The following is a 24,261-nucleotide window of genomic DNA, read 5'->3' on the forward strand; positions in this document are numbered from 1 at the left end:
CATCGCTCCTTCGATTCGTGATTAACTATTCATGGCTTGCAGTCTACCGCCCGAGTAGAGGATCACCTCCTTGCTCAGATAAGGATGGGGCCCGCTGCCGTAGCCGGGGAGCAGCAGCTTGCGGGTAAACAGATGCTTCCCAAACAGCTCCGGCGAGGTAGCGAACGCGAACAGCGCTTTCCTGGCCGGGTTGAGCGGGTTCGGCTGAATGAACAGCACGCAGTACGGCCCCGGGTAAAAGCGCCCTCCGAGGCCGAAGCCATCGACCCGGAGCTCAGCACGCAGTCCGTTCGGAACCTCCGTCCGCAGCCAGTCCAGCTGAGAGCTTCCGCAGCCGGCCCAGATCCAACTGCGGCGCGCCAGCCGTTCCCTTGGGAACCCCGGTCCCAAGGTCAGGTGCGGGTAATCGACGTACACCACAGGATCCCAGGTCGCCGTCTTGGGACGGGCCATCACGTCCAAAGCTCTGCGGACGGCCCGCTCCTCCTCTTCGGTCCCCCATTCGCCGGGGATCAGCACGTCCACCCCGGAGTTGTATATCCCGAGAATCCCCGTTCCATGAGAGGGGAGATCCGCCTGCAGAATGTCCGTCCCGCTTACCTGCCGCCAAGCACCGTCCGTCCCTTTCCTGAACTGCAGCTCGCCTGCGGAACCCGGCGGCACGGTGAAGCGCTGTCCGTCAATGACGGCCTGCACCGGTCTGCCGCCGGCCTGTGACGGATGCAGCTTGAAGCCGCCGGTCCCTTCGGTAGCGATCGCATACGTTCCCGGGGCGGTACGCTCCCCGGTGAGCTCGGCCGCCGATGCCGCCTCATAGGAGGTCACCTCCAGCCAGAAGCTGCGCCGGTGTCTTCCGATGGCGGAGCGGAATCGGACCGCCGGCGGGTCCTCCCGCTTATGGTGCTGCAGAAGCCAGTTCAGAGTGAACGGAAGGTAATGAAAGCCCTTCGTGTCCCAGTGATTCGAACCGGTCTCCAGCACGCCGGAGTGATGCCCGGGCAGTGCGGCGGCCGGAAGGGTGTAGGCTTCTTCAAGCAGGTAATCCTCATCCCCGCACAGGTTGAGAATGGGCAGATGCTGCAGATTCACCAGATTCGGCAGATAAGGGACACCTGCGGTAACGGATATAGCGGCGAACCGGTCGGGATAAGCCTCAGCCAGCGCCCATGCGGTGGAAGCCCCGTTGGAATAGCCGGTCAGGGTGATGCGCCCCGGATCAATCCGATAGCGGCTGCAGATGAAGTCAAGGCCCTCCAGGAAAGCGGCCTCGCCGATACAGCCGCCCATTGTGACTCCCCGGCACGAGAAGGTTGCAAGCACGGCACCGGTCTCCACCCCACTGAGGAAGCCGTCCCGGAAGTCGGGGAGGAACAATTCCTCGTGCCCCACCGGCAGTAGAACGATAAGGGGGAAGGAATCCCCTTCCGAATACCCGGGCGGGAGCAGCAGCGTGCAGCGGACAAGAGCACCGTCGAGCTCCGAGACGAAATAATCGTCAGCCAGTCTGCGGGGATACGAAGCCTCTCGGATGGGACGTCCCTCCCTCACGGCCGCCAGGCAAGCCGGCAGATAGTCCGCATACTCCCAGGCGATGCGGGGCTTCTCGTCTTTGAGCGCCCCGCGCTCCTCCTCCCGGATCGCCTCCAGCTCCCTCAGAATGCCCTCGATCGTGGCCCGGTCGTCCCCCGGAATCTCCCGCCCCTCCTGGAGCTGCTCCCATTCCCGTTTCGCCGGCCGAATCAGAGCATCCAGGGGATTAACGATCAAGGGCGCACTTAGGCTGTGACCATTGCCCTGGATATCCGCATACCGGATCTCGAAGCACAGCAGGGACCGGGTCAGGGAGCGCAGCCCCTCCAGATCGACGGAGATGACCCGGTGGAAGGGCAGCTCCAAGGATGCGATCACCCGGCCATGGTCATTGCGTACGTTCAGCGCCGCCGGTTGTCCGTCATCCACCTCCGTCCGGTCCGCCGCCAGCAGGAATACCGTATGCTCCGGCCCCTGCGCCAGTGATTTGAATTCGTGTACCAAGACGGCCCGCCTGCGGACATTACGGTTCAAGAATTCCTCATACAGCGGATGGGGCTGCCGGGCCGCTTCCTCCTCCGGATCGCTGATCCGCAGCGAGCGGTCTGCCCTCAGCTCGGTGAATTCGATCAGAATCCCATGCTCCCCCTCGCACAAGGGAATCAGAAAAGGCCCGGAGTCGCAGTAAACGAGCTCGCCGCCGATCCAGATCCGCCCCTTGATCTCGAAACAGCGGAACAGCAGTTTCCTGTCCCGGTCACACTGCAGCCGGGCCGCCAGGAATAACGATTCCCCTTCTTCCAGGCGGTACCCTGTCAGATCGAGCTCTCGGCTGCGCGGATCGATGCGATCCAGCCGCCGGCAGGGAGCCGCCATCCTTCCGCCGGGTCCCGTCAGTTCCAAGGCGTCCGGTCTCTCTTCCTCCAGCCGTCCGCTCCACCAATCGGGAGCCTCCGGGTTCACCCTGCCGAGGATCGCCGGCCCGCTCCTGACCGGTCCGATGGCATACGCCTTCGTCAGCCGCATGGGTTCTCCCGTGAATCGATTCAGATCAGGCATCCTGTCCACTTCCGTCATCTTTCCCTCCTGCAACCCGACATTCCCTCCGCTATCTTTCCTAAAAATAATCGAATAGTCAATTAATGGATAGGGCTCATTTTTCAGATCAAGTATACGAAATTTCGGATGGCTCGAAATTAAAAAAGAACGGACTGCCGGAGCAGCCCGTCCTTGGGATTTGTTGATCATGAATCAGGGAGCCATGCTGCAAATAAAATACACCTCTTGGCCATGCAGGGAACCCGAAGGCCCCCTCCACGCTGCCAAGAGGTGCATCTCACATCTATCTAACCCTTACTTCCCCTGTGCCAGATCGGCCAGCTGCGTCGGAGACAGCGCGCCTTGGTACACGCGCACATCGTCCATCAGACCCTTGAACGGCGTATCCCACCAGTTGACGCCGAGGCTGAAGCTGGCATCCGTCGTCGTGAAGATATTCGGGAAGTTCGAACCCGTGAACTTCGCTTCTCCATTCACGTAGACGATGATCGTCCCGTTATCCACGGAGAACGCCACATGCGTCCACTCGCCTACCGGAATCGTGAGGCCGGCCGGCGCGTCGTACCACGTTCCGCTGCCGGACCAGACCATCGTGTTGTTGGCTGCCGGACCGCTTGGCACGAGACTGACCCAGTTGTTCGTATCTTTGGCGCCGAAGAACGTTGTCGTGAACGGCGTCAGCTGCTCCGGCTTGAGCCACAGCGATACGGAGTACTGGCTTCCCTTGATCAGGCCGCTCGGCAGGCGTACGCCCGAAGCGCCGTTGAACACCGCCGCCTCGCCGACTTTGCCTTCCGCAAACGTAATGCTGCCGTTCGTGTTATCGATGCGGCTGCCTGTAACCGTGCCCGCTGCGAATCCGCCTGCCGCATCTTTCAGACCGTCCTCGAAGGAGTAGTGGGCCTTGAGGTCGGCATCCTGGTAAGGCAGTACGGTAATGTCAAACGTCTTCGTCTTCGATACACCGCCCTTGGTGATCACTGCCGTCAGGGTGGCCTTCAGCGGAGCCGAGCCATCCTCCGGACGGTTCACAACACCCGTCTCCGTAATCACGGCCGGATCGGAAGTCGTCCAGCTGATCTGCGCATGACGGGTGCCTTCCGCAGGCAGAGACAGGTTGGCAATCACCTTGCTCGTGTCGCCAAGCTGGAGATCGTTGTACACATCCTCTACCACTTGTGCGTCCGACTTGTCCTGCAGCTGGCTGCCCCAGACCGATACGCCGTTCGAAGACAATGCGGTAAAGGTATTCACATACCGCTCGGAAGTCGGATCCCACTGCCGTACGAATACGCCGTTGTACGTTTCGCCGTCGATGGTCAATACAGCCTCGTTATGGCCCGTTTTGTTCCATGTGCCCTTCACGTCGCCCGAGATCGTGTTGTTCTTGTTCAGCTTGATGAAGGAGGACTTGGTGATGCTGCCGGAGTAGGTTTGTCCATGGTTGATGAACTTGTACTCCCCGATGAGATCCTGGCGGTTCAGCTTCTCCAGCTTCTCGCCGGTGTAGCGGTAAGGCGCCACCACCGGCCAGCCGTCCTTGTTCATGTACATCGGGTGGACGCGAAGCTCATGCGCTTCTCCGGTCTGCGGGAAGCGGGAGTGGAACACAAGGAACTGCTGTCCTGTCTCCGCATCGAAGTAAACCGAATTGTGGCCCGGCGATACGTAACCGAAGCCGATGCCCGTACCCGGATCGCCGACTTTACGCTCGAACAGGAAGTTGCTAACGAGCTTGTTGCCGATCGGGGAATGGTCGACATCGCCCGGCAGCACGGCGTTCTGGCCGTCGGCATCGACATAGGGACCCTCAGGGCTCTTGGATCGGAACTGGCGCATGTTGTAGCCGCCGTCCGCGCCAAGCCATCCGTAGGTCACATACAAGTAATAGTAGCCGTTATTCTTGTTGTAGACGATATAAGGGCCTTCACCGGATTTGCCGAAGCCGCCAGCAATCTTGATCCCGAAGTAACGGTCAATCGGGTTGCCGGCGGCCGTCTTGCCGTCTTGGCCCGGGTAGATCGCTCTGCCCGTCTCCTTGTCGATCTCCAGCAGGAATATCCCGCCGGACCAGGAGCCGTAGGACATCCACAGCTTGCCGTCCTTATCGTGGAACAGCGCCGGATCGATTGCATTCGGGAAGCCGCCCTCTTCGTTGGTGTTGTATTCACCGCTGGTCTTGAACCATTTCTCGTTCGGACCGCTCAAGGTTCCTTTGTCAATCAGCGTCTGGATGTTGGTGTTCGTGTACTTGGTGTTGATCTGGCTGTTATTATCATAGGCATCATTGCCGGTAAACCCGGAATACATAATGGTATCCACATAAGTGTAGGGGCCTTCAATGGTCTGGGATACCGCATACCCGATCGCGGAGCGCTTCCAGGTCGAGGAGGTGCAGTAGTACATCATATACGCACCCTTGGTGCCGTCGCTGTTCACATAGTTCGGATTCCAGAACACATCGGGTGCCCATACGGAGAAGCCGCCCTTGCTGTCGGAATCATTCTCGCCGGCCCAGGCGAACGAACCGGCCAGATTCTTGGACAGGTCCCCGAAAATCACATTGTTCGGAGTCGCATAGCCGTTCGTAAAGCGGGTCCAGTTCAGCAGATCCTTGGACTTGGCCGCCTCAATGTGGGAGCCGAAGACATAGAACGTATCCCCATCCTTCACCACGGACGGATCGTGTACCGAAACATTCTGGAACACCGGCGGTGTCCCCTGTACATCCTGGCCTGGCTTGTTGCTGTTCTGGACGGAAACTCCCGCCGCATCCTGGCCGAGCACCGTACCGGGTGCCAGCAGTGTCAGCGCTGCCATTCCAAGGCCCATGCGCCGAATCCATTTTGTCGTCATTCCTTGATCTCCTCTCTCTTGGTCAACGGTATTGAAAACGCTTTAAAGACAGATCGTTTCATTTCTTACCGCATCCCCCCTATGTACGTTATCCTTCTTCATTAACCGCTTACAATTGCCAAATTTATTCATGCTTTTGTAAACAAGTTAATGATAATATAAATAAAATAAGAGATCAAGCGTAAGTTTCATGTTTATGCTAATCATTTTTATAAAATAAAAACGGCCCCCTCCCCTGACGGGAGAAGACCGTTCGCCTGCTGCCTTACTGCAGCGCTCCATAGATTACATTCCGCAGCCGCGGCTGATGCACCGCTTCGAAGTTCGGCAGCATCTGCTGCATGTACACCGCGGACAGCTTTTCCTTCGGGTCGATCATCACCCAGGTGCCCGCAAGCCCGCTCCATCCGAATTCGCCGACGGAGGCGTTGCTGCCTGCTGCCTCGGGATCCATCAAGGTCCTTACGCCGAGTCCGTAACCGAAGCCCTCGAGGTAAGACCAGTTGTAATCCTGCAGCTGCACCGGGCTGAGCTGGTTGGCGGCCATCAGGCGGACCGTGCCGGAACTCAGGATTCGCTCCCCGTTCCACTCGCCACCCAGCGCGAGCATCTGGGCAAACCGCGAGTAGTCTCCGATCGTCGACAGCAGGCCCGCCCCGCCGCTCTCGAAGCGGCTGTCCGGCCCGTACGGCTCATCAAACTGCGTGCTGGGAGTGAGCGTACCGTCCTCCGCCCGGTTGTAATGGGTGCACAATCTTCCCTGCGTCTCAGCCGTGAGCTTAAAGGACGTATCCTTCATGCCCAGGGGCCCAAAGATCTCCTCCTGCATGAACTGTCCCAGCGTCCGGCCGGAGATCACCTCGATGAGCGCCCCCAGCACGTCGTGGCTGAAGCCGTACTGCCAGCGGGTGCCGGGCTCGAAGGCCAGCGGGATCGCCGCCAGGGCCCGGGAGAGCGAGCGGGCATCGAGCTTCTCGGCACGCTGCCGGCTCCCCTCCAGCCACTGCTTCACCCGGCGCTCCGTCTCGGTCCGCTCTCCCCCGTAGGTCAGGCCGGAGGTCATCGCGAACAGGTCTTTGACCCGGATCGGCCGCTTGGCCTCCACGGTGGACAGCGCTTCCAACGAGTCCGGCACGAACACCTGCGGATTCTTGAAGTCGGGCAAATACTCATGGAGCGGGTCGTTCAGCAGAAAGCGGCCCCGCTCATACAGGATGAGCGCCGCGGCGCAGGTGACGACCTTGGTCATCGAGAAGATCCGGTACACGGTGTCCTCCGTGATGGGCTCCCGGCGCTCCAGATTCGCGTAGCCGGCATAGTCCTGGTAGAGCAGCTCCCCCTCCTTGGATACGGAGCAGGCACATCCGGCCGGCCCCTTCTCCACGAAGCCTTGCATCAGTTCGGTCAGACGGTTCATTCGTTTCACGGGCTGATCCTCCTACGTTATCTTTGTATGTTTGCTTAACAAAGCTTCGCTGCCCGGGCGGCTTATTCCTTTTTCTGAAGGTGCCTTCCTGAGAAAAAAGAAACCCTGCCTCGAAGGCAGGGGGTCAGCCGCGTCCAGCTCCGGGAGTTCACTCCGCGGCGGCAGGAGCCCAAATCCGGTACTCTCCGCTGAGCGCGAGCAGGCTGAACAGGTACAGACAGTTATCGTAATACCGTCGCTCTCCGGTGCGCACCGGGGTGTTCCAGAACAGCTCGACCATCTGCCTCGCCGCAGGTCCGGCCGCGGCGAGCGAAGCCATCGCATTGGTCGCGATCAGGCCGACCGGATGCAGGGATTTCTCCTCGAACGGTTCGCCTGCGATCGTGTATCTCCGGTAGTCCTCCGGTGATTTGTCCGCGAAGAACGCCTGAATCCGCTCCGCCGCGCCCACCTGCCACTCGTCCGCCCGGAACCATTCATAATCAAGGCCGAGATTGGCCGCCACCCGGTACGAATCGCTGAAGAAATGGCCGTAGCCCCGCTCATCGTTGGGGGTGCCGTCATAGTGGGCATACTCCGGTGCCAGCCCGGTAACCGGGTGCAGAGCGACGTGCAGGTACTGCCGGCTGGCCGCAGCCGCTTCCTTCCAGAAGGCCCGGTCCTCCTCATTCGCCCACAGGGCGAACAGCTCGTAGAAGTGCGGCAGATGGTACGACGGGTCGGAATACTCGCACTCCGGGATGAACTTGATGAGCTTGTTGTCCGGGTTCCACATCGGATACCCTTCCCCATCCTCGCCTCGGTGCAGGCACGTATGCAGCAGCTCCCGCGCCTGCTCGCTGTAGTTGAACGGCTCCGGACCGTCGCCCCAGCGGTGCGATGCGAAGAACAGCGCCATTGCGAAGAACTCCTCCCCGTCCGGCGCCGGACCATAGGCCCGCTTCGAACCGTCCGGGCTGCAGGACCAGGCGAAGTAGCCGGCATGCAGGCCTTCGGTCATGTACATATGCGTTTTGGACCATTTCCAGAGGCGGTCGAAGACCTCTTTTTGGTCCAGCTGCACGGCCATCATCATGCCGTAGGACATGCCTTCCGTCCGGACGTCGAGGTTGCCCGTATCGAGCATATACGCTTCATCGGCGCCTGACTCGAAATAGATCCGGGTGTTTTCATCCCCGAAGAAGATATCCTGCCACGCCTGGCGGACTCGGCCTGCGATCTCCTCTTCCGTATAACCGCACTCCCTGAATACATTGCGGTACTCCCCGGTGTAGAATGCTCCTCTGCTTGCCTGCTGTATGGTCATCTCCATCAGCTCACTCTCTCTAGAAAGATTGAAAACGCTTCAAGAGTCATCTTAGCAAGCGGAGGGCCGGGCGGATAGAGAGCAAACTAAAGCTAATCCTTAACAAACTATAGGTCCTTGAATGTCCAAAAGATGCTTACCGCAGCTTCACTCCGGCAAGACTCCCTCCTTGGGCAAAGAAACGCCCGATGTTCTTCTCGACATCCGGATCGGGAATCAGCGGAGGCGCCTGGTGCGGCTTCGTCCGGGCGTCGATGATCAGGCTGTCGCAGCCCCAGTGCTTGTACCGCACCTCACTGTTCACGCCGTAGATATCATGCGACGGATTGCTCCGCGTGAAGGTCACCCACAAGAAGTTGCTCAGGTCCGCACGCAGGAAGGCGCTGTCGTCGCACAGGATGATCATCGGGCAGCCCTCCGCCGCCCCCCTCGCCGCCAGTTCGGCCGTCAGCGCCTCAAGCTGCTGCCCTGCGTCCTCGTAGCTGTGGAACGCTGGCCCCTGCAGGGCCACCACGCCCGGCATCACGAGCTCGGGATGTCCGAAGTCGCGCAGGTCCCTGAACCCATCCGGCACCTCCCGGCACAACTCCCGCTTCTTGTCCCCGTAGGCGGCGATGACCACTTTGCTGCCGTAGTTCAGCCCCATCCCGGAGTAGTCCAGCGTATCGATGGTCGTATTCGTATAAAAATGCAGGTCCCGCCGCAGGTCTATGCGCTCGAGGATGTAGGCGAGAAACTCCGCTTCCTTGTGCGAGTCGAGCGGCTGCTCCTCTTCGGCGGTAATGAACAAATACTTCGCCAGGCTGAGCTGCCCTGTCCCGAGAATCCGGTTCGCGAGCGTCAGCAGCTCGGTCGGCTGCTTCACCTGCTGGTACGGCGTGTAGCGCTCGCTTCCGATCGCGAACAGCAGCGGATGCACGCCGGCCGCGTCCACGGCATGGACTTCACGGACGCCGGGGATCTCCTGCGAGATCGCGTCGCCCGTCAGCTCGTGGATCAGCTCGCCGAAGGACGTATCCTCCTGCGGCGGACGGCCGACGACCGTGAACGGCCAGACCGCATTCGGCTTGGCAAAGACCTTGTGGATCCGCATCAGCGGGAACTCATGCGTCAGGCTGTAGTAGCCGAGATGGTCACCGAACGGCCCTTCCGGCTTCGTCTGGCCCGGATAAATCTCACCGGTGATGACGAAATCGGCATCGTTGCTAATGCAGTAGCCGTCAACGTAGCTGTAGCGGAAGCGCCGGCCGGCCAGCAGTCCGGCGAAGGTCATCTCGCTGAGTCCTTCCGGCAGCGGCATGACGGCCGACAGCGTATGGGCCGGCGGTCCGCCGACGAAGATGCTGACCTTGAGCGGCTCGCCCTTCTTGACCGCCTTGGACTGGTGTACGCCGATCCCGCGGTGAATCTGATAATGCAGGCCGATCTCCTGGTCCAGCTCATATTCGTTGCCGCTGAGCTGCACACGGTACATGCCCAGGTTCGAGTTCATGATCCCCGGCTTGTCCGGATCCTCCGAATACACCTGCGGCAGCGTGATGAACGCTCCGCCGTCCATCGGCCAATGCTGGATCAGCGGCAGATCCGAGATGCGGATCTCCTGCAGGGCCGCCGGGCCTCCCGAGGTCTTCATCGGCAGCGCCTTCAGCGCCGCCAGCCCGGTGCCGGTATGCTTCAGCGGGTGCTTCAGCGCCTGCATCGGATCGCTGCGCAGCGCGACGATATTCTTCGCCGCTTCCCACGTATGGCGAAAAATAAACTTGCTGCGCTCCACCGTGCCGAACAGGTTCGAAACCGCGCGGAACTTCGACCCTTTGACCTTCTCGAACAGCAGCGCAGGACCGCCCGCTTCATAGACTTTCAGATGGATCGCGGCCATCTCCAGATAAGGGTCGACTTCCTCCTTGATCCGGACCAAGTGGCCGTTTTGTTCCAAATCGATGATGCATTCTTCTAAATTCCGGTACATAAGTGAACGGGCTCCTAACAAAGAAGTATGGTATGTATGGCGGTTGGATCTTTTCATAAACCTGATTCTTAAACCTGTATGGCCTCCGGATATCGTTCCCCGTCGACATAGTCTGACGAAATCCATTCATAGTGTGTCAGGCCAAGCCTCTGTGCAAGAACGTAGGGAGGCGGCTCGTTACCAAGTATGGCATAATGCTGCTTGAGGTCAAAAACGGCTTCCATATCATCTGCGGAGTTCCCTTGTTGTATAATCAGCTCTCGCAAGAGATAAGGATCGAACTTGTTTTTTTCAATGCGAAGCTCATCGGTCCAATCACATTGATAATCGAAAACCAGCTCGTCCTTGCTCCAGATTTTGAGCTCCCACCCATGGTCTTCCGCATAAATGTAATGCAATAGAATGCCGGGATTCCAGTTGATGACTTCGTCGTTAATGTCAAAAGGCGGTCCAGTCACTACGAAGCTTACCCATCCGTTTTCTACCGGAAAAATAAAACCGTGATTCCCGGAATCCTGAAGCAGTGCAGCCGCTGCCTCCCGGTCGTTTGTTCTCAAATGATAGCTCGCACTGAATTCACTCATACATTATACCTCTTTCTCTACTGTACATTAAAGTTAGGATCAGGACTGCCGGATTCCATCTGCACTTTACTCTCCCCCAGGAGCTTTCCCAGGCAGCAAAGAGGGGAGTCCGGTACTTTCGGCCATCAGGCTAAACAGCTGATCATTGCCTCCCAAGGAGAGCGGCGTTTTTGGGGAGTATTGGTATGCTTCTTCCTACCAAGTACCGCATGCCATGCGAAGAATCCATGGATTCACTTCCATCATACTCGATCGCTTACATGGCGGAAACCCTCTTGCGCCCGCCTCCCGCTCACTTGTCCATCCGCCAAAACATTCAGCCACGATTCAGCCGGCATTCAGTCCGCATTCAGTTTCGCTTCCGATGAAGACAGCAGTGGAATATTCCACCAGGCTTCAAAATCGAGAGGAGAACTGACCATGTCCATGTCCATTTCCCGCACCACCTATTCCACAACCACGGTTTCGAGCGATCAAACCCAGTCCGTTGAGGGACAGCCTCATGTTCACCGCCATCAGCGATCCGCCGATCAGGCCGCCAAGCCGCAGGACCGGGCGATCGATTCCTTCGAGCTCAGCGCCGAGATGTCCGCGTATCTGGCGGGATACGCCGATGGTACACCTGCCGCCGCAAGCACCTACACTGCAGACTCGGAGGAGCTGACGTCGGAACAAAAGCTGCAGGTGTCGATGAACCGCATGGCTCCTCCGCCGCCATGGATATTGAACGGAGCACTGCTGGTCGAGACAGACGATACATACACGGAACTCACAGTAGAAGAGCAACGCTCCCTCCTGACGGAGATGAAGAGCAGACTGAATGACCTGTCTTCGGCGCTTGCGGATGAGTCTTCAACCGAAGCGGATGCCGTGTCTCCGCTGGCGGGTCTGCAAGCGGAGCTCAGCGGATGGAATCTCTCCGAAGCGACGGACGAAGAGGTCGCCGCGGCGTTCGATGACATTATGGGAATGCTCGCCGAATTGCGTCCGCCGCGTCCGGAAGTGGACCGGCCGCATCCACCGCCGGCTGACCCAACCGGCATTCCCTCCATGCTGAGAGGCATGGGCGGGATTGTGCCGCCGTTCGCTTGGGAGCAGCAGAACGGCCTTGAGCATTCAACTCCTCTTGACAGCGGTACCGAAAGCAGCGTAGACGAGTTGACCGTAGAACAGAAAATGAGCATCCTGTCCGACCTCGCCAAGCTGCTGCAGAAGCTGGACAGCTCTGCCGATAGAGATGAGACAGTTGACGAGGAAATTAGCTCGGCAGCCCTTGTGGAAGAACTACAAGACTATGACGCTTCTACCGCTGACGATGAGGAGGTCTCGGCTGTGTTCAATGAGATCGCGAAGCTGCTTCAGCCTTATCTGTCATCCATGGAACGATAAGCCTTTCTTACCCTCTCCCCATCAAACGCTCGCCGAATGCAAAACAGCCGGGACCCCGGGTCCCGGCTGCTTCATACGACAATCCTCTTTCCACGCATCTCACGAGCCGTTTCGTTTGACATGGGCCATATCGATCTCTTCCATGTTGAACTCGGCGTCCTCATAAAATTCCTGGTCCATTGCAATATTGGCGTCAACGGTCTCGGCTGCCTGCACGGCTGCCTGTTCATCTGTAGTCTGCGCTTGGCGGTGCTCCATGGAATCCCCCCTGGTCGTATCCATCTTACCCGGTTAGGTTATCCGGGATTCCCTCTTCCATGCATGGCCGCCGCCGGAGGAATCCGTCCTCTGCCTCAGCTGAACCGGATTCCTCCGGGCGAGATGTTTGAATACAGCAGCAGCCCCACAAGGGCCAGCAGATAGAGAACCATGACGAACAAGAACATCCATAGGCTCGCCCTGCAGTAATTTCTCCGGTTGACATTGGACGTTTTGCCGAAAGCCCATACGAACAGCATAACCAGATTGATGACAGGCAGGGCCAGAATCAACTGGGTAATAACCCAATCCTTGACGGTCATGGGTCTTTCGCTGGGGTGGACGTAGTCCCAGAAGCCGGGATGACCCGGTCGTCCTTTCTGCTGCGGAGCGAGCGGAGCTGAGGTGCTGGTCTGGTCTGTAGATGGCGTTCCGTTCACTTGAATCGAATCCTCCCGTTGTTCTCTCTGCGATCAGTCCCCCTTCCTCAGCCAAGTGTGCATACCGGCCGCCGGATAGGTCATTAGAACCATACACATTATACGGGAATTGTGAAATTTTGACTATAGGGTTTGCGGTTATGGAGGAAAAAATAAGGGGCTTCATCACAAACTCCTCCTCTAGCTGAAGAGTCCCCCGAGCAGGTCCCCGACTACCTCGCCGACCGAGTCCAGTGCCTTCTCCGCCGCTTGACCCACCGTATCGACTGCCGCCCCCGCCGTCTTCAACGTCCCTTCCGCGAGTGAGCCGGCCGCACTCACCGACCCTTCCGCAGCTGAGGCGATCAGTTCCCCTCCGGACGACAGCACTTCGCTGACCGTATGCAGCAGGGCGTCCGTCAGGTTCGCTTCCTGCTCTTCTTCCTTTTTTTCTTCCTGCGTCTCCCCCTGTTCCTCTCCGTAGAACTCCCCTACCGCTTCGCCTTCGAATTCTTCCATACGCTTCTACCTTCCTTCCAGCCGCCAATGATGGCTTTATCGAAAGCATACGAATCTTCCCTGGAGCAGGTTTCACCCTCTGTCCGCCATGGCCGTACATCATGCATCCCTGAGTCTGCTCTCCTGCCTCCCAAGCCCTTCCCATCCCTGAACTCGGCCTGCCTCTAGAACCCGTTCCATAGATCCATAATCATAGACCCGTATATTCTCCCATAGGAAATGGACATACATGTAAATATACTTTCGACATGGGGTGTTAACATGAATGAACGCAAGGATTGTTGGAAGCCTCAAGAGGACAGCCTCCTCGCCGAGGTGATCCTGGAGCATATCCGCAGCGGAAGTACGCAGCTCGCCGCCTTCGAAGAGGTTGGGGAGCGATTGGCACGCACGGCCGCAGCCTGCGGGTTCCGCTGGAACGCCGTGGTCCGCCACAGCTACCTGGCCGCGATCAAGCAGGCGAAGCTGGACCGCAAAGCCATGAAGCAGGCGAAGCATCCGCGGCCGATCCGGCTCGCAAGGACCCAGCCGGGCGGCTGGAGCCTGGAGCGCGCCGACACGGTCATCGAACAGATCCGTGCCTATCTCATCCGCAGTGATGAGCTGGTCAGACAGCTGAAGGAGATGGAAGATGAGCTCGACGCCAAGAACCGGCGGATACACGAGCTGGAAGAGCAGCTGATGCTCGCTGGAACCGGAGGCCCGGCGGATTCCACATTGACCGAGGACTTCAAGAAAATGCTGAAGCTGCTGGAGAGAGCGAGACTCTCCGGGCTGCTCACGGACAATTTTGAGCAGTCCCAGATTTCGTGAGGATGTTTTTCAAAGAAATGAAGATTCGCATGAATACGATATCAAAGACGATGACATACTAGCTTTACACCTCAACGAAAGGGATGATATACATGGCTAACAGAAGAAACAGCAACACCTTGGTCGTTCAGCAAGCTCAACAGGCATTGGATCAGCTGAAGTATGAGGTCGCCCAGGAATTAGGTATTCAAATCCCGCAGGACGGTTACTACGGTTACATGGCAACCCGCGACACGGGTGCGATCGGGGGACACATTACCCGCCGCCTCGTGCAGATTGCCGAGCAGCAGCTCAGCGGCCGCTCTTTCCGTTAGTCGGAGGAGTCCTGCAGGCCTCTCGAGCCGGTTCACTATATACTTACCTGAACGAAAAAGGACTTCTCCCCAAAAATGTGGGAGAAGTCCTTTTGTTGTGTGTCCAACGCGCGCCTCCAGTGATCCGCTGCCTGCTCGCCTTACAGCCGGATTCCCAGCGGCTCCAGCAGGCTGGAGGCCTTCGCTGCACAGCCGGCCTGCTCGGGATCCGATGCCTGGAGCCGGCGGGCGGCTTCGAGGTACGCACGCCCCTCTTCGTAAGGCATCCCGGCTTGGCGGGCCTGCGTCCAGCCCATCTTCCAGGCCTGGCGGGCTTTGCCTATTTTCCCTTCCAGCCAGGCGGCGGTGCCGCGGTATAACGACAGCCTCGGCTTCGCAATGGGGAAGATGCGGGCGAACGATTGCAGCGCCTTCAGCGACTGCTGCAGCTCGGTCTTCACCGATTCCTCTCTGCCGGTGCCCCACAGCTCCAGGAACACTTCCACAAGCAGGGCGTAGCTGTCAAACGAGTAGTAAGTGGTCGGTGCGGAGCTGCGGATAAACCCGAGCCCCTTCCGGGCATAATGCTGCGCTTCCGTCCGATTGCCGGCCTTCATGCTTGCGAAGGCGAGCAGGCAGTACACGCGGATCTCTTCCGTACGGCCGATGTTCACCGGAATCAGCGCCTCCGCCTCCTGCAGCAGGAGCAGGGCTTCTTCCGTCCGCTCGAGATAAAGGAGACTTTCCGCCCGGGCCAGAAGTCCCCAGGACTTCGCCTGGGCGTTGCCGCTGCGCTGCCCGGAGTCATAGATCATTCCCGCCAGCTTCATGCTGCCCTCGAAATCCGCCTTGTGGTAGAGCAGCACTTTGACATGCAGGTAAGAAGCGGCTTCCCAGTACCGGCGGTTCCCGATCCGGTCATAGATGGCAATGGCTTCGAGCGCCAGCTTCTCGGCATCCTCCCACTCGCCGATCCCGATGTGATACAGAGACAAATCCATCGCCACCCAGGCCTGGGCCGTCGGGTCCTGAACCTCGGCAGCCACCTCCAGCGCCTGCTTACGGTAGGCGCCCGCCAGCGGATGCATCGTCATAATGCCTGCCGTGACGCACATGTTGCCGGTGATCTGCGCGAGTACGGTCGAGGGGCCTGAGGCTTCAGCGAAGTTCAGGCCGTGCAGCGAATGATACAGATTCTCAAGCGGCTTGTTGATGAAGAAGCTGATCTCCGAGAGCCGGAAGTAGCAGCGGGCCACTTCATCGAGCTCGCTGCTTCTCCCCTTCTGCCGGCCGATAAAGAGCGACGGCCGGGAGCGGTGCAGCAGCTGCCGCCCCAGCTGCCCGGCCACATGCCAGGCGAACCGGGCCGGCCCTCCCGCCTGCCGGCGGCCCCGGAGAGCCAGGGCCTCATACAGCTGCTCGGTCGCCTTGGCCATATCTCCGATCGCCATATACGCCTCGCCCAGGAGACGGTTCCACTTGGCCGCTTCGGAGACCGCCGGCGCCGCTTCGGGGATCAGACCGACAAGCTCTTCGAATGCCGTTACCGCTTCCTGGTAGGCGCCCGTCCGCAGGGCGAGTTCACCGGATTTTTCGAGATAGAGAGCCGTCTTCTCCGTCACCCCTGCCTTCGACCAGTGATGGGCCAGCGTGTTGTAATAAGGAGCCATATCCGTGAACTGCCGCTCATACCACTGCGCAACCGCGTGATGCAGCTGCCTCCGCTGGGAGTGGAGCAGCATGCTGTAGGTGACCTCCTGGGTGATGATATGCTTGAAGAGATAGGTCAGCTCCGGCTCCATGTCTTCGAGCACCGTCATGTTCACCTGCTCGAGCAGCTCGAGGTACACGGAGAGTTCTTCCCTGCTCGTCTTGAGCGGCAGGGTCCCATGCAGAGCCGAGTAGGAGAAGAGACGGCCGATCACGCTGGCCGCCTTCAGCACCAGCTGCTCCGCAGGCGGCAGCCGGTCGATCCGGCTCATGATAATCCCTTGAATCGTCGGGGGATAGTGGACGTCCTGGAACTCCTCCAGCTCCTTCACCACCCAGCACTCCCCCTCGCGTACTTCGATGAAGCCCCGGTCGCGGAGGGCATAAGCGAACTCCTCGCTGAAGAACGGATGCCCCTCGAATTTGCTCAGAATCAGGGAGGTCACCGCTTCCGGCAGTGCGGCTGCGCCCAGACGGTCGCAGAGCAGCTGAAGGGTATCCCGCTCGGAGAGCTCCCTCAGGGAGAGCATGACCGTGGCAGGCTCCCCGGCAACCAGCTCGTATTCCGCCGGCAGCGAGGAATCATCGGGACGCAGGGCCAGCAGCAGCAGGACCCGGGGCAGCTGCCGGGATACGGCAAGCAGCAGCGTCCAGGAAGCGGAATCGAGCCAGTGTCCGTCATCAAGGATGATGACGGTCGGCGCGGCACCGATCCCCTCGCGGAGCAGCTCCGTCAGGAAATCCAGGGTATTGTCCGCCCGCGCCTGACCGGTCATCGGCTCGGTCCGCTCATTATCCGGGATCTCAAAGGGCAGCACCGGATTCAGGAGCGGCCCGAGATGGACCATGGACGGCAGCAGGGATTGTACTTTATCAAGAACGTAACCCGCTGCGGCAGCTGTGTCGTCCGGCAGCAGGTCAAGCTGCAGCAGATGGAAAAATACCGAGCGCCAAGGGAAGTAAGGCGTCCGCCTTTCAATCGAGTCGCCGCTACCTGCCAGCAGACGGATTCTTCGCTCCTTCGCCTGTTCATACACATACTGGATCAGGCGGGATTTGCCCATCCCGGCTTCGCCGGAGATCAGGATGGTACCGCCAACTCCTGCGAGCAGCGCATCCAAACGGCCAAGCAGCTCCGCCTTCTCCCCGCTGCGCCCGATCATCGACTGCGGCTGGAGCTCTGCGGTCCGGGCCGCTCCCGTGGGCCGGAACACGCCAAGCGGTTCGGCGAAGCCCTTGAAGTGCCGCGTCCCCTGCGGCTCCATCGCCATCTCCCCGAGCGCCTCCTCCCGGGTAGCCTCGTCACACAGTACACCGCCCTCCGCCGCCTGCATGAGCCGGGCGGCCAGATTCACCGTCTCGCCGATCATCGTATATTCCCGCCGGACCCGGCTGCCGATCGAGCCGCAGAACACCATGCCGCTGGCGATCCCGATCGCATGCGGAACCTTCATGGCCGCGAGCCGGGCATTCACGGCGAGGCCCGCCTTGACCGCCCGGGCCGCATTCCTCTCGTGCGTCAGGGAAGGCAGCCCCATGCCGGCGATCACGGCAGCCCCTTTGTCATCGAGGCTGACCTTGTTGATGACGCCTTCATAGGTCTGCATGATGTGCTGAATGGCGTAGATCGCCTGCTGGATCGTTTCGACCGGGACACCCTGATGGAACTCGGGCAGGTGGATGAACAGGACCGTCACTTTGCGCAGCTCCGCCGCCCAGTCCGAGCCTTGAGCCGCAGCCGATGCGATCACCGATGGAGGCAGATACGGCAGCAGGGCTTCCTCGGGGACATCCCCCCACCCCGTCTGCTCCGCCTGAGGCTGGAATTCCCCCGCGGTCACTGAGGATACGAAGATCCCTCCGGCTTCCCCGTCCGCTTTCTCAGGGATGCAGCTGTCCTCTACGAGCGCAAATGCGGCGCCCGAGAGCAGGACCCGCCCCGGGAGCGACTGGGGGCCGCCGTCGGTGATCTGCCGGACCGCATCGCCGGAGAGCACGAGCTCCCATCTCCCCCCGAGCCCGCCGACATAGCTGACGCGATACTCGCCCGCTCCCACAATGGAGCGCAGCGAGAGCCGCAGCGGCGGGAGGAGCTCCCGGTCGTGCAGTGCCTCCTGAAGCTGAAGTGCGCACTGTACCGCCAGCTGTGTGCATAGCGCCGGACTGCCGCCGGAGGCGGCCAGGCTCCATACCGCCAGAAGCGCATCTCCGGCAAAATGGACCACTTCGCCACCGAGATCCGCAATCGTCGAGATCATCGTATCAAAATAGGTGTTGAGAATGACGGACAGCTGCTCGAGGCCGATCGTGCCCTGCTGCGCTGCCTGCTTCGCCAGATGGGTGAAGCCCGAAATATCCACGAACAGGACGGCTCCGGAGGCCGTCTCTTCCACAGGCCTGCTGCGGTCCCATCCTGCGTCGGTCAACTTTCTTAAGATCAGTCCGGGGAGATAGCCGGCTACTTGGTCAACTCCGATGTTCATTCATCCAACCCTCGTTTTCTGTGTCCTATTGATTGTTAGTATAGCAGAAAACACGGGCGGTGGAGGGCCGAAATCAGCAAAAGGGGAAGCTGCAAAAGCGCTTGATACGGGCAGGGCTGCTCCTCTTAGCCCGCGGATTTCTTTGTTAGGAAAAGACGGTTCAGCCGCGGCAAATACATCCATAGGAACACGGACCGGCCCAGGGTAAAGACGATGAAGGAAAGCCACAGCCCATGATTGCCCAGCGGCGGAACCGTGAGGAACAGCAGCGGAATGAAGACGGCCAGGGAGAAGACGAGCGAATTGCGGATCGGGCCGGCCATCGTGGCCCCTGCGAAGACGCCGTACAGCTGCAGTCCCCAGAATCCGGCCAGCGGATACAGCAGCAGCCAGGGCAGATACTGCCGGGCAAGCTCCAGCACTTCGGGCATACCGGTGAAGAGCGTGAGCAGCTCACTGCCCCACAGGAGCACGATGACGGTCAGGACGGCCGACAAGCCGAAGGACCAGATTCCGCCGAGCCGGACCGCTCTCCGGTACAGAACGGCACTGCGTTCGCCGAGCGCCCTGCCGGTCAGAATACTGCTGGCATTGGCAAATCCGTCATACAGATAAGCCATGACATAGTGGATCTGCAGCAGAATGGCATTGGCCGCCAGCGTATCCTCCCCCAGCGCTGCGCCCCGGGAGGTGAACAGGAAGAAGACGGCCAGCAGGCATGCGGTACGGATCAGCAGGTCGCGGTTGACCTTCAGCATCAGCATCATCGGGCGAAGGTTGATGACGTTCCGCAGGGATGCGCCCCCCCTCCCCCTGCGCTGCAGCATCAGCACCCAGATCACCCCGGCGGCGGCGGCGCCGACTTCAGACAGCAGCGTCGCCCAGGCCACACCGGTTACCTCCATCTTGAGCCCCCCGACAAGGAGCAGGCAGAGAAGAATGTTGGAGAGATTCATGCCGATCTGCAGTAACATCGCTCCCTTCACCCGCGAGACGCCGATCAGCCATCCCATCACGACATAATTGGCCAGCGCAAAAGGAGCCCCCCAGATGCGGATGTTATAGTACACACCCGCATAGCCTTCCACCTCCGGGCCCGCAGTCATCAGAGCCAGCGAAACGTCCCGGATCGGGCTCTGCAGGAGGACCAGCAGCAGTCCGAACACCCCGGCCAGCAGCAGCGGACGGTAAAAGGACAGGCTGAGGCCGGCCGGATCCCCGGCCCCCTGCGCCTGGGCCGTGAAGCCGGAGGTGCTGACCCGCAGGAAGCCGAGGAGCCAGTAGAGCGTATTGAAGATCAGCGTGCCGACAGCCACGCCTCCAAGCAGCGACGGGTCCGGGATCCGGCCGATGACGGCGGTATCCACGACCCCGAGCAGAGGTGTGGAGAGCGCCGACAGCATCAGGGGAATCGACAAAGCAAGGAAGGTGCGGTGAGTCAGAATCTCTCCGCCCGGCCGCTCAGGCTGTACCGGAGGAGCCGAAGCCCGGGTTGAATGTAAAGTCAAAAAAGGCACTTCCTTTCTTTCGATGAGGCACAAGCAGCTTGCGGGCAGGCAAACGTACACATGCGTAATAATTACATTTAACATCATAAAGAAAGGAGGGTGCTCTGTAAACAACAAAATGAAAGCTGCAGGCCCGGCCGGTATCCTTCGGCAGGTATGCGCCCTGGAGAAGCAGCGCACGCAGGATCTGGCTCCTCGCCAAGACTGTGCAGGCGCTGCCGGAGAAATAAAAGGCATGAGGCCATGCACCCGCCCGGCCAAACGGACAAGCGGACAAGCCAAGCCTGCTGAGAGGCTTGGCTTGTTCCTGGCTGCGGCACGGATTCACCCGGTGCCGGCAAACAAAAACGGCCCGCCACAATGGCGGGCCGCTGGATTATACAGCGTGGAAATCTTGTCCGGAACGCGTCTCCTTGACGTAGCCGGCGCGGATCACGAAGTCGCCGAAGTGCTCGCCTTCATTGCGCTCCTTGGCATAGCGGGAGAACATGCCCTGCAGGGATTCGAGAATTTCGGCCTCGCCGATATTCTCTTTGTACAGCTTGTTGAGGCGCTGGCCGGCGAAGCCGCCGCCGAGGTACATGTTGTACTTGCCCGGCGCCTTGCCGATGAACGAGATCTCGGCAAGCATCGGACGGGCGCAGCCGTTCGGGCAGCCGGTCATGCGGATGACGATGTCCTCGTCGCGCAGGCCGTTCTCCACGAGCATCGGCTCGAGCTTATCGAGCAGCGTCGGAAGGTAGCGCTCGGATTCGGCCATGGCCAGTCCGCAGGTCGGAAGCGCCACACAGGCCATCGAATTGCGCTTCAGCGCGGTATAGTGGAGTCCGTCCGTGAGGGCGTATTCCTTGATCAGGGCGTCGATCTTCTTCTTCTTCGCCGTGGTGACATTGCTGATGATCAGGTTCTGGTTCGCCGTCAGGCGGAAATCGCCGGTATGCACCTTGGCAATCTCGCGCAGCCCCGTCATCAGAGGGTAGCCCTCTTCGTCCATGACACGTCCGTTCTGGATGAACAGGTTGAAGTGCCACTTGCCGTTCGTGCCTTCCACCCAGCCGTAACGGTCTCCGTTGCTGTCGAAGCGGAACTCACGGGCAGGCTCAAGGCTGTAGCCGAGGCGGCTTGTCAGCTCGCCGATGAACCACTCGATGCCGCGGTCGTCGATCGTGTACTTGAAGCGCGCGTGCTTGCGCACCGAACGGTCGCCGTAATCGCGCTGGATCATAACGGTCTTCTCCGCCACGTCAACCGCCTGCTCCGGCGTGCAGAAGCCGATGACTTGGGCAAGCTGCGGATAGGTCGCCGGGTCCCCGTGCGTCATCCCCATGCCGCCGCCGACCGAGATGTTGAAGCCCTTCAGACGGCCGTCTTCGACGATGGCGATATAGCCGAGGTCCTGGGAGAAGACGTCCACGTCGTTGGACGGCGGAATCGCCATCCCGATCTTGAACTTCCGCGGGAGGTATACCGGTCCGTAGATCGGCTCCTGCTCTTCGTTGTCGCGGCTGTCGACCACTTTCTCGCCGTCCAGCCAGATCTCATGATACGCGCGGGTGCGCGGATCGAGATGGTTGCTGATCCGGCTTGCCCATTCGTATACTTCGCCGTGAACTTCCGACTCATACGGATTCGGGTTGGCCATCACGTTACGGTTCACGTCGCCGCAGGCGGCGAGCGTGCTCAGCATCGCGTCGTTGACTTCCTTGATCGTGGACTTCATGTTCCACTTGAGCACGCCGTGGAGCTGGAAGGACTGGCGCGTGGTCAGACGGATCGTTCCGTTCGCGTACTTCTGTGCGACGCGGTCCATCATCAGCCACTGGTCCGGCGTCACGACGCCGCCCGCCGCGCGGACACGCAGCATGAACTGGTACGCAGGCTCGAGCTTCTGCTTCTGGCGCTCGTTGCGCAGGTCTCTGTCGTCCTGCATGTAGCTGCCGTGGAACTTCATGAGGCGGTTGTCATCTTCCGGGATGGAGCCCGTAATACGGTCTTGCAGCGTTTCTTCCAGGCTGCCGCGCAGATAATTACTGCGGCGCTTGATATCTTCCACATCGCTGTGCGGCGCACTGTTCGGTGAAAGCAGATTATTTTCGGACATAGTGGACTTTCTCCTCTCGCGATCTTCGGGAACCCGTCTTAATAAACATCCCGCTGATAACGTTTCTGCTGTTGCATACGGTTCAGATATTCTACGGCTTCCTCAGGGCTGAGGCCGCCTTCTTGTTCAAGGATCGTTGCCAGGGCGGCATGCACGTCATGCGCCATCTTCTTCTCGTCGCCGCAGACATAGACGCAGGCGCCTTCCTGCAGCCACTGGTACAGCTCGCGGCTCTTCTCGAGCATCCGGTGCTGGACGTAGACCTTCTCGTCCGTGTCCCGGGAGAACGCCACATCCATACGGGTCAGCACGCCGTCCTTAAGCCAGCGCTGCCATTCCACCTGGTACAGGAAGTCCGTGGCAAAATGCTGGTCGCCATAGAACAGCCAGGACTTGCCTTCTGCTCCCGTCTCTTCCCGCTCGCCGAGGAACGCACGGAACGGAGCGACGCCGGTGCCCGGTCCGATCATGATGATCGGGGTATCCCCGTTCTCCGGAAGCTTGAAGCTCGGGTTGCTCTGCACGAAGACCGGCAGCGGATCGCCGGGCTGTACGCGCTCGGACAGGTGCACGGAGCACACGCCGTAGCGGTTGCGGCCCTGGGCTTCGTAGCGGACCGTGCGGACCGTAAGGTGAACCTCATCCGGATAGGCCTTCGGGCTGCTCGCGATCGAGTACAGGCGCGGAGGCATCTTGCGGAGGACGGAGACGAACTCGCCGGCAGGAATGCCCTTCAGGCTGTAATCCTGCACGAGGTCGAGCAGGTCGCGGCCGTTCGTATACGCCCGGAGCTCCTGCTCGCGGCCCGCTTCCAGCAGCTCGCCGATCCCGCTGTTCGAAGCCAGCTTCGCAACCTGCTCAAGGAGCGGCTTCGTGAGGACCGTAATCTCGAAATTGCGCAGAAGCGCGTCACGCAGCGGCTTTTGTTCGCCGTTCTTGTTCACGGCAACCGGCTCTTCCGCATTCCATCCCATCGCTTCGATGAGCTCATCCACAAGGCGCGGATGGTTCTCCGGATAGACGCCGAGGCTGTCGCCCGCTTCGTACTGGAGGTTCGACCCTTCCAGGGAGAGCTCGACGTGACGGGTTTCGCGGTCGGAGCCGCGTCCGTTCAGGTTGAGATTCTCCAGCACTTCGGCCTGGAACGGGTTGGAACGGGAATACTCCGACTCCGCCGCGCCTGCTGCAGGAGCTTCAGCGCCGCCGGAAACTGCAGCGGCTGCGGAAGCGCCGTTCAGCGAACCGGCGACCTGGTCCATCCACTCGGCCGCCGCGTCTGCGAAGTCGACGTCACAGTCCACGCGCGGAGTCAGGCGCTTCGCACCCAGCTCCTCGAGGCGGGCGTCGAAGTCCTTGCCCGTCTGACAGAAGTATTCATAGGACGTATCGCCCAGAGCAAGGACGGAGAACTGCATGCCGTCGAGCTTCGGCGCTCTCTTGCTGTGGAGGAACTCGTAGAATGCGATCGCGTTGTCCGGCGGCTCGCCTTCGCCGTGGGTGCTCACGACGATAAGCAGGTTCTGCACCTTTTTCAGGCCGTTCGGCTTGAAGTCGCTCATCGAGGAGAGCGTCACCTGGACGCCCTGGGCTTCCAGCTTCTTCGCCAGCTTCTTCGCGAGCCCGTTGCTGTTGCCCGTCTGCGAACCGAAGAGCACGGTCGCTTCCTTGGCCTGCGCCGGAGCCGCCGCAGGTGCTGCCGCAGCCGGTACGGCCGCTGCGCCCGCCGCGCCCTGAAAAGCGCTAAGGTATCCGCTGAGCCAGACACGTTGGTTGTCCGTCAAACTCGGCAGGATGCGATTGAGCAATTCGACTTGCTCCTGATTAAAAGGACTGTTCGTTACTTGAAGTACCAACTCGATCCACCTCACATGGCATGCAATGATTTGATTTCCCAGCATTTCTATCTTCATTCTTTCGCTCTATTGAACCTAACACAGCGGATCGTTCCGGTCAATTACAATCATCTTATAGGATCTATCAGTTGTTCTGATAAAGGTACAAATAAGGACAAAACCGGGCCGGATTCGACGTGCGCCTT

Annotated in this window: 16 protein-coding genes; 3 read left to right on the top strand and 13 right to left on the bottom strand. The window is 60.0% G+C overall.

Annotated features, from left to right (window positions below):
* Positions 1-21 precede the first annotated feature (21 nt).
* From PM3016_RS22085 to PM3016_RS22110, 6 genes are all read right to left on the bottom strand, one after another.
* Positions 22-2,607 carry a PHB depolymerase family esterase gene (locus PM3016_RS22085; protein ID WP_014370999.1) on the bottom strand — a complete coding sequence of 862 codons (2,586 nt, stop codon included), beginning with the start codon at positions 2,605-2,607 and terminating at the stop codon, positions 22-24.
* Positions 2,608-2,883: 276 nt separating this feature from the next.
* Positions 2,884-5,445, bottom strand: a complete 2,562-nt coding sequence (locus PM3016_RS22090) for a LamG-like jellyroll fold domain-containing protein (protein ID WP_014371000.1) — start codon at positions 5,443-5,445, stop codon at positions 2,884-2,886.
* A 265-nt stretch (positions 5,446-5,710) separates the two neighbouring features.
* Positions 5,711-6,871 (bottom strand): serine hydrolase domain-containing protein, encoded by a 1,161-nt coding sequence (locus tag PM3016_RS22095; RefSeq protein ID WP_014371001.1) that lies wholly within the window; start codon positions 6,869-6,871, stop codon positions 5,711-5,713.
* A gap of 148 nt (positions 6,872-7,019) precedes the next feature.
* Positions 7,020-8,183 (bottom strand): family 8 glycosyl hydrolase, encoded by a 1,164-nt coding sequence (locus tag PM3016_RS22100; protein WP_041619210.1) that lies wholly within the window; start codon positions 8,181-8,183, stop codon positions 7,020-7,022.
* 130 nt (positions 8,184-8,313) lie between these two features.
* Positions 8,314-10,146: a UbiD family decarboxylase gene (locus tag PM3016_RS22105; protein WP_014371003.1), complete on the bottom strand. Its 1,833-nt coding sequence runs from the start codon at positions 10,144-10,146 to the stop codon at positions 8,314-8,316.
* Between the two features lie 68 nt (positions 10,147-10,214).
* Positions 10,215-10,730, bottom strand: coding sequence for a hypothetical protein (locus tag PM3016_RS22110; protein ID WP_014371004.1), 516 nt, complete (start codon positions 10,728-10,730; stop codon positions 10,215-10,217).
* Between the two features lie 420 nt (positions 10,731-11,150).
* Here PM3016_RS22110 and PM3016_RS22115 point away from each other — a divergent pair, with 420 nt between their 5' ends.
* Positions 11,151-12,119 carry a hypothetical protein gene (locus PM3016_RS22115; protein WP_013918770.1) on the top strand — a complete coding sequence of 323 codons (969 nt, stop codon included), beginning with the start codon at positions 11,151-11,153 and terminating at the stop codon, positions 12,117-12,119.
* Positions 12,120-12,218: 99 nt separating this feature from the next.
* Here the strand turns inward: PM3016_RS22115 and PM3016_RS38235 are convergent, their stop codons facing one another.
* From PM3016_RS38235 to PM3016_RS22125, 3 genes are all read right to left on the bottom strand, one after another.
* Positions 12,219-12,377, bottom strand: a complete 159-nt coding sequence (locus PM3016_RS38235; protein WP_013918771.1) for a hypothetical protein — start codon at positions 12,375-12,377, stop codon at positions 12,219-12,221.
* Positions 12,378-12,472: 95 nt separating this feature from the next.
* A complete protein-coding gene (locus PM3016_RS22120) occupies positions 12,473-12,817 on the bottom strand; it encodes a hypothetical protein (protein ID WP_014371005.1) in 345 nt (114 codons plus the stop codon).
* A 180-nt stretch (positions 12,818-12,997) separates the two neighbouring features.
* On the bottom strand, positions 12,998-13,315 hold the full coding sequence (locus PM3016_RS22125) for a hypothetical protein (RefSeq protein ID WP_014371006.1): 318 nt from the start codon (positions 13,313-13,315) through the stop codon (positions 12,998-13,000).
* Positions 13,316-13,576: 261 nt separating this feature from the next.
* Here PM3016_RS22125 and PM3016_RS22130 point away from each other — a divergent pair, with 261 nt between their 5' ends.
* Both PM3016_RS22130 and PM3016_RS22135 read left to right on the top strand, forming a co-directional pair.
* Complete coding sequence (locus PM3016_RS22130; RefSeq protein ID WP_013918775.1) at positions 13,577-14,128, top strand: RsfA family transcriptional regulator; 552 nt, start codon at positions 13,577-13,579, stop codon at positions 14,126-14,128.
* Positions 14,129-14,220: 92 nt separating this feature from the next.
* Positions 14,221-14,442, top strand: a complete 222-nt coding sequence (locus PM3016_RS22135; protein WP_013918776.1) for an alpha/beta-type small acid-soluble spore protein — start codon at positions 14,221-14,223, stop codon at positions 14,440-14,442.
* A 140-nt stretch (positions 14,443-14,582) separates the two neighbouring features.
* Here PM3016_RS22135 and PM3016_RS22140 read toward each other — a convergent pair whose 3' ends face one another.
* The 4 genes from PM3016_RS22140 to PM3016_RS22155 all read right to left on the bottom strand — a co-directional run bounded on the left by PM3016_RS22140 (position 14,583) and on the right by PM3016_RS22155 (position 24,076).
* Positions 14,583-18,614 (bottom strand): AAA family ATPase, encoded by a 4,032-nt coding sequence (locus tag PM3016_RS22140; RefSeq protein ID WP_014371007.1) that lies wholly within the window; start codon positions 18,612-18,614, stop codon positions 14,583-14,585.
* A gap of 125 nt (positions 18,615-18,739) precedes the next feature.
* A complete protein-coding gene (locus tag PM3016_RS22145; RefSeq protein ID WP_014371008.1) occupies positions 18,740-20,209 on the bottom strand; it encodes an MATE family efflux transporter in 1,470 nt (489 codons plus the stop codon).
* Positions 20,210-20,498: 289 nt separating this feature from the next.
* Entirely contained in the window at positions 20,499-22,223 is a 1,725-nt protein-coding gene (cysI, locus tag PM3016_RS22150) for an assimilatory sulfite reductase (NADPH) hemoprotein subunit (protein ID WP_013918779.1), read from the bottom strand.
* Positions 22,224-22,261: 38 nt separating this feature from the next.
* Positions 22,262-24,076, bottom strand: coding sequence for an assimilatory sulfite reductase (NADPH) flavoprotein subunit (locus PM3016_RS22155; protein WP_014651759.1), 1,815 nt, complete (start codon positions 24,074-24,076; stop codon positions 22,262-22,264).
* Positions 24,077-24,261: the final 185 nt, after the last annotated feature.

It is taken from the genome of Paenibacillus mucilaginosus 3016, from assembly GCF_000250655.1.
Lineage (GTDB): Bacteria > Bacillota > Bacilli > Paenibacillales > NBRC-103111 > Paenibacillus_G > Paenibacillus_G mucilaginosus.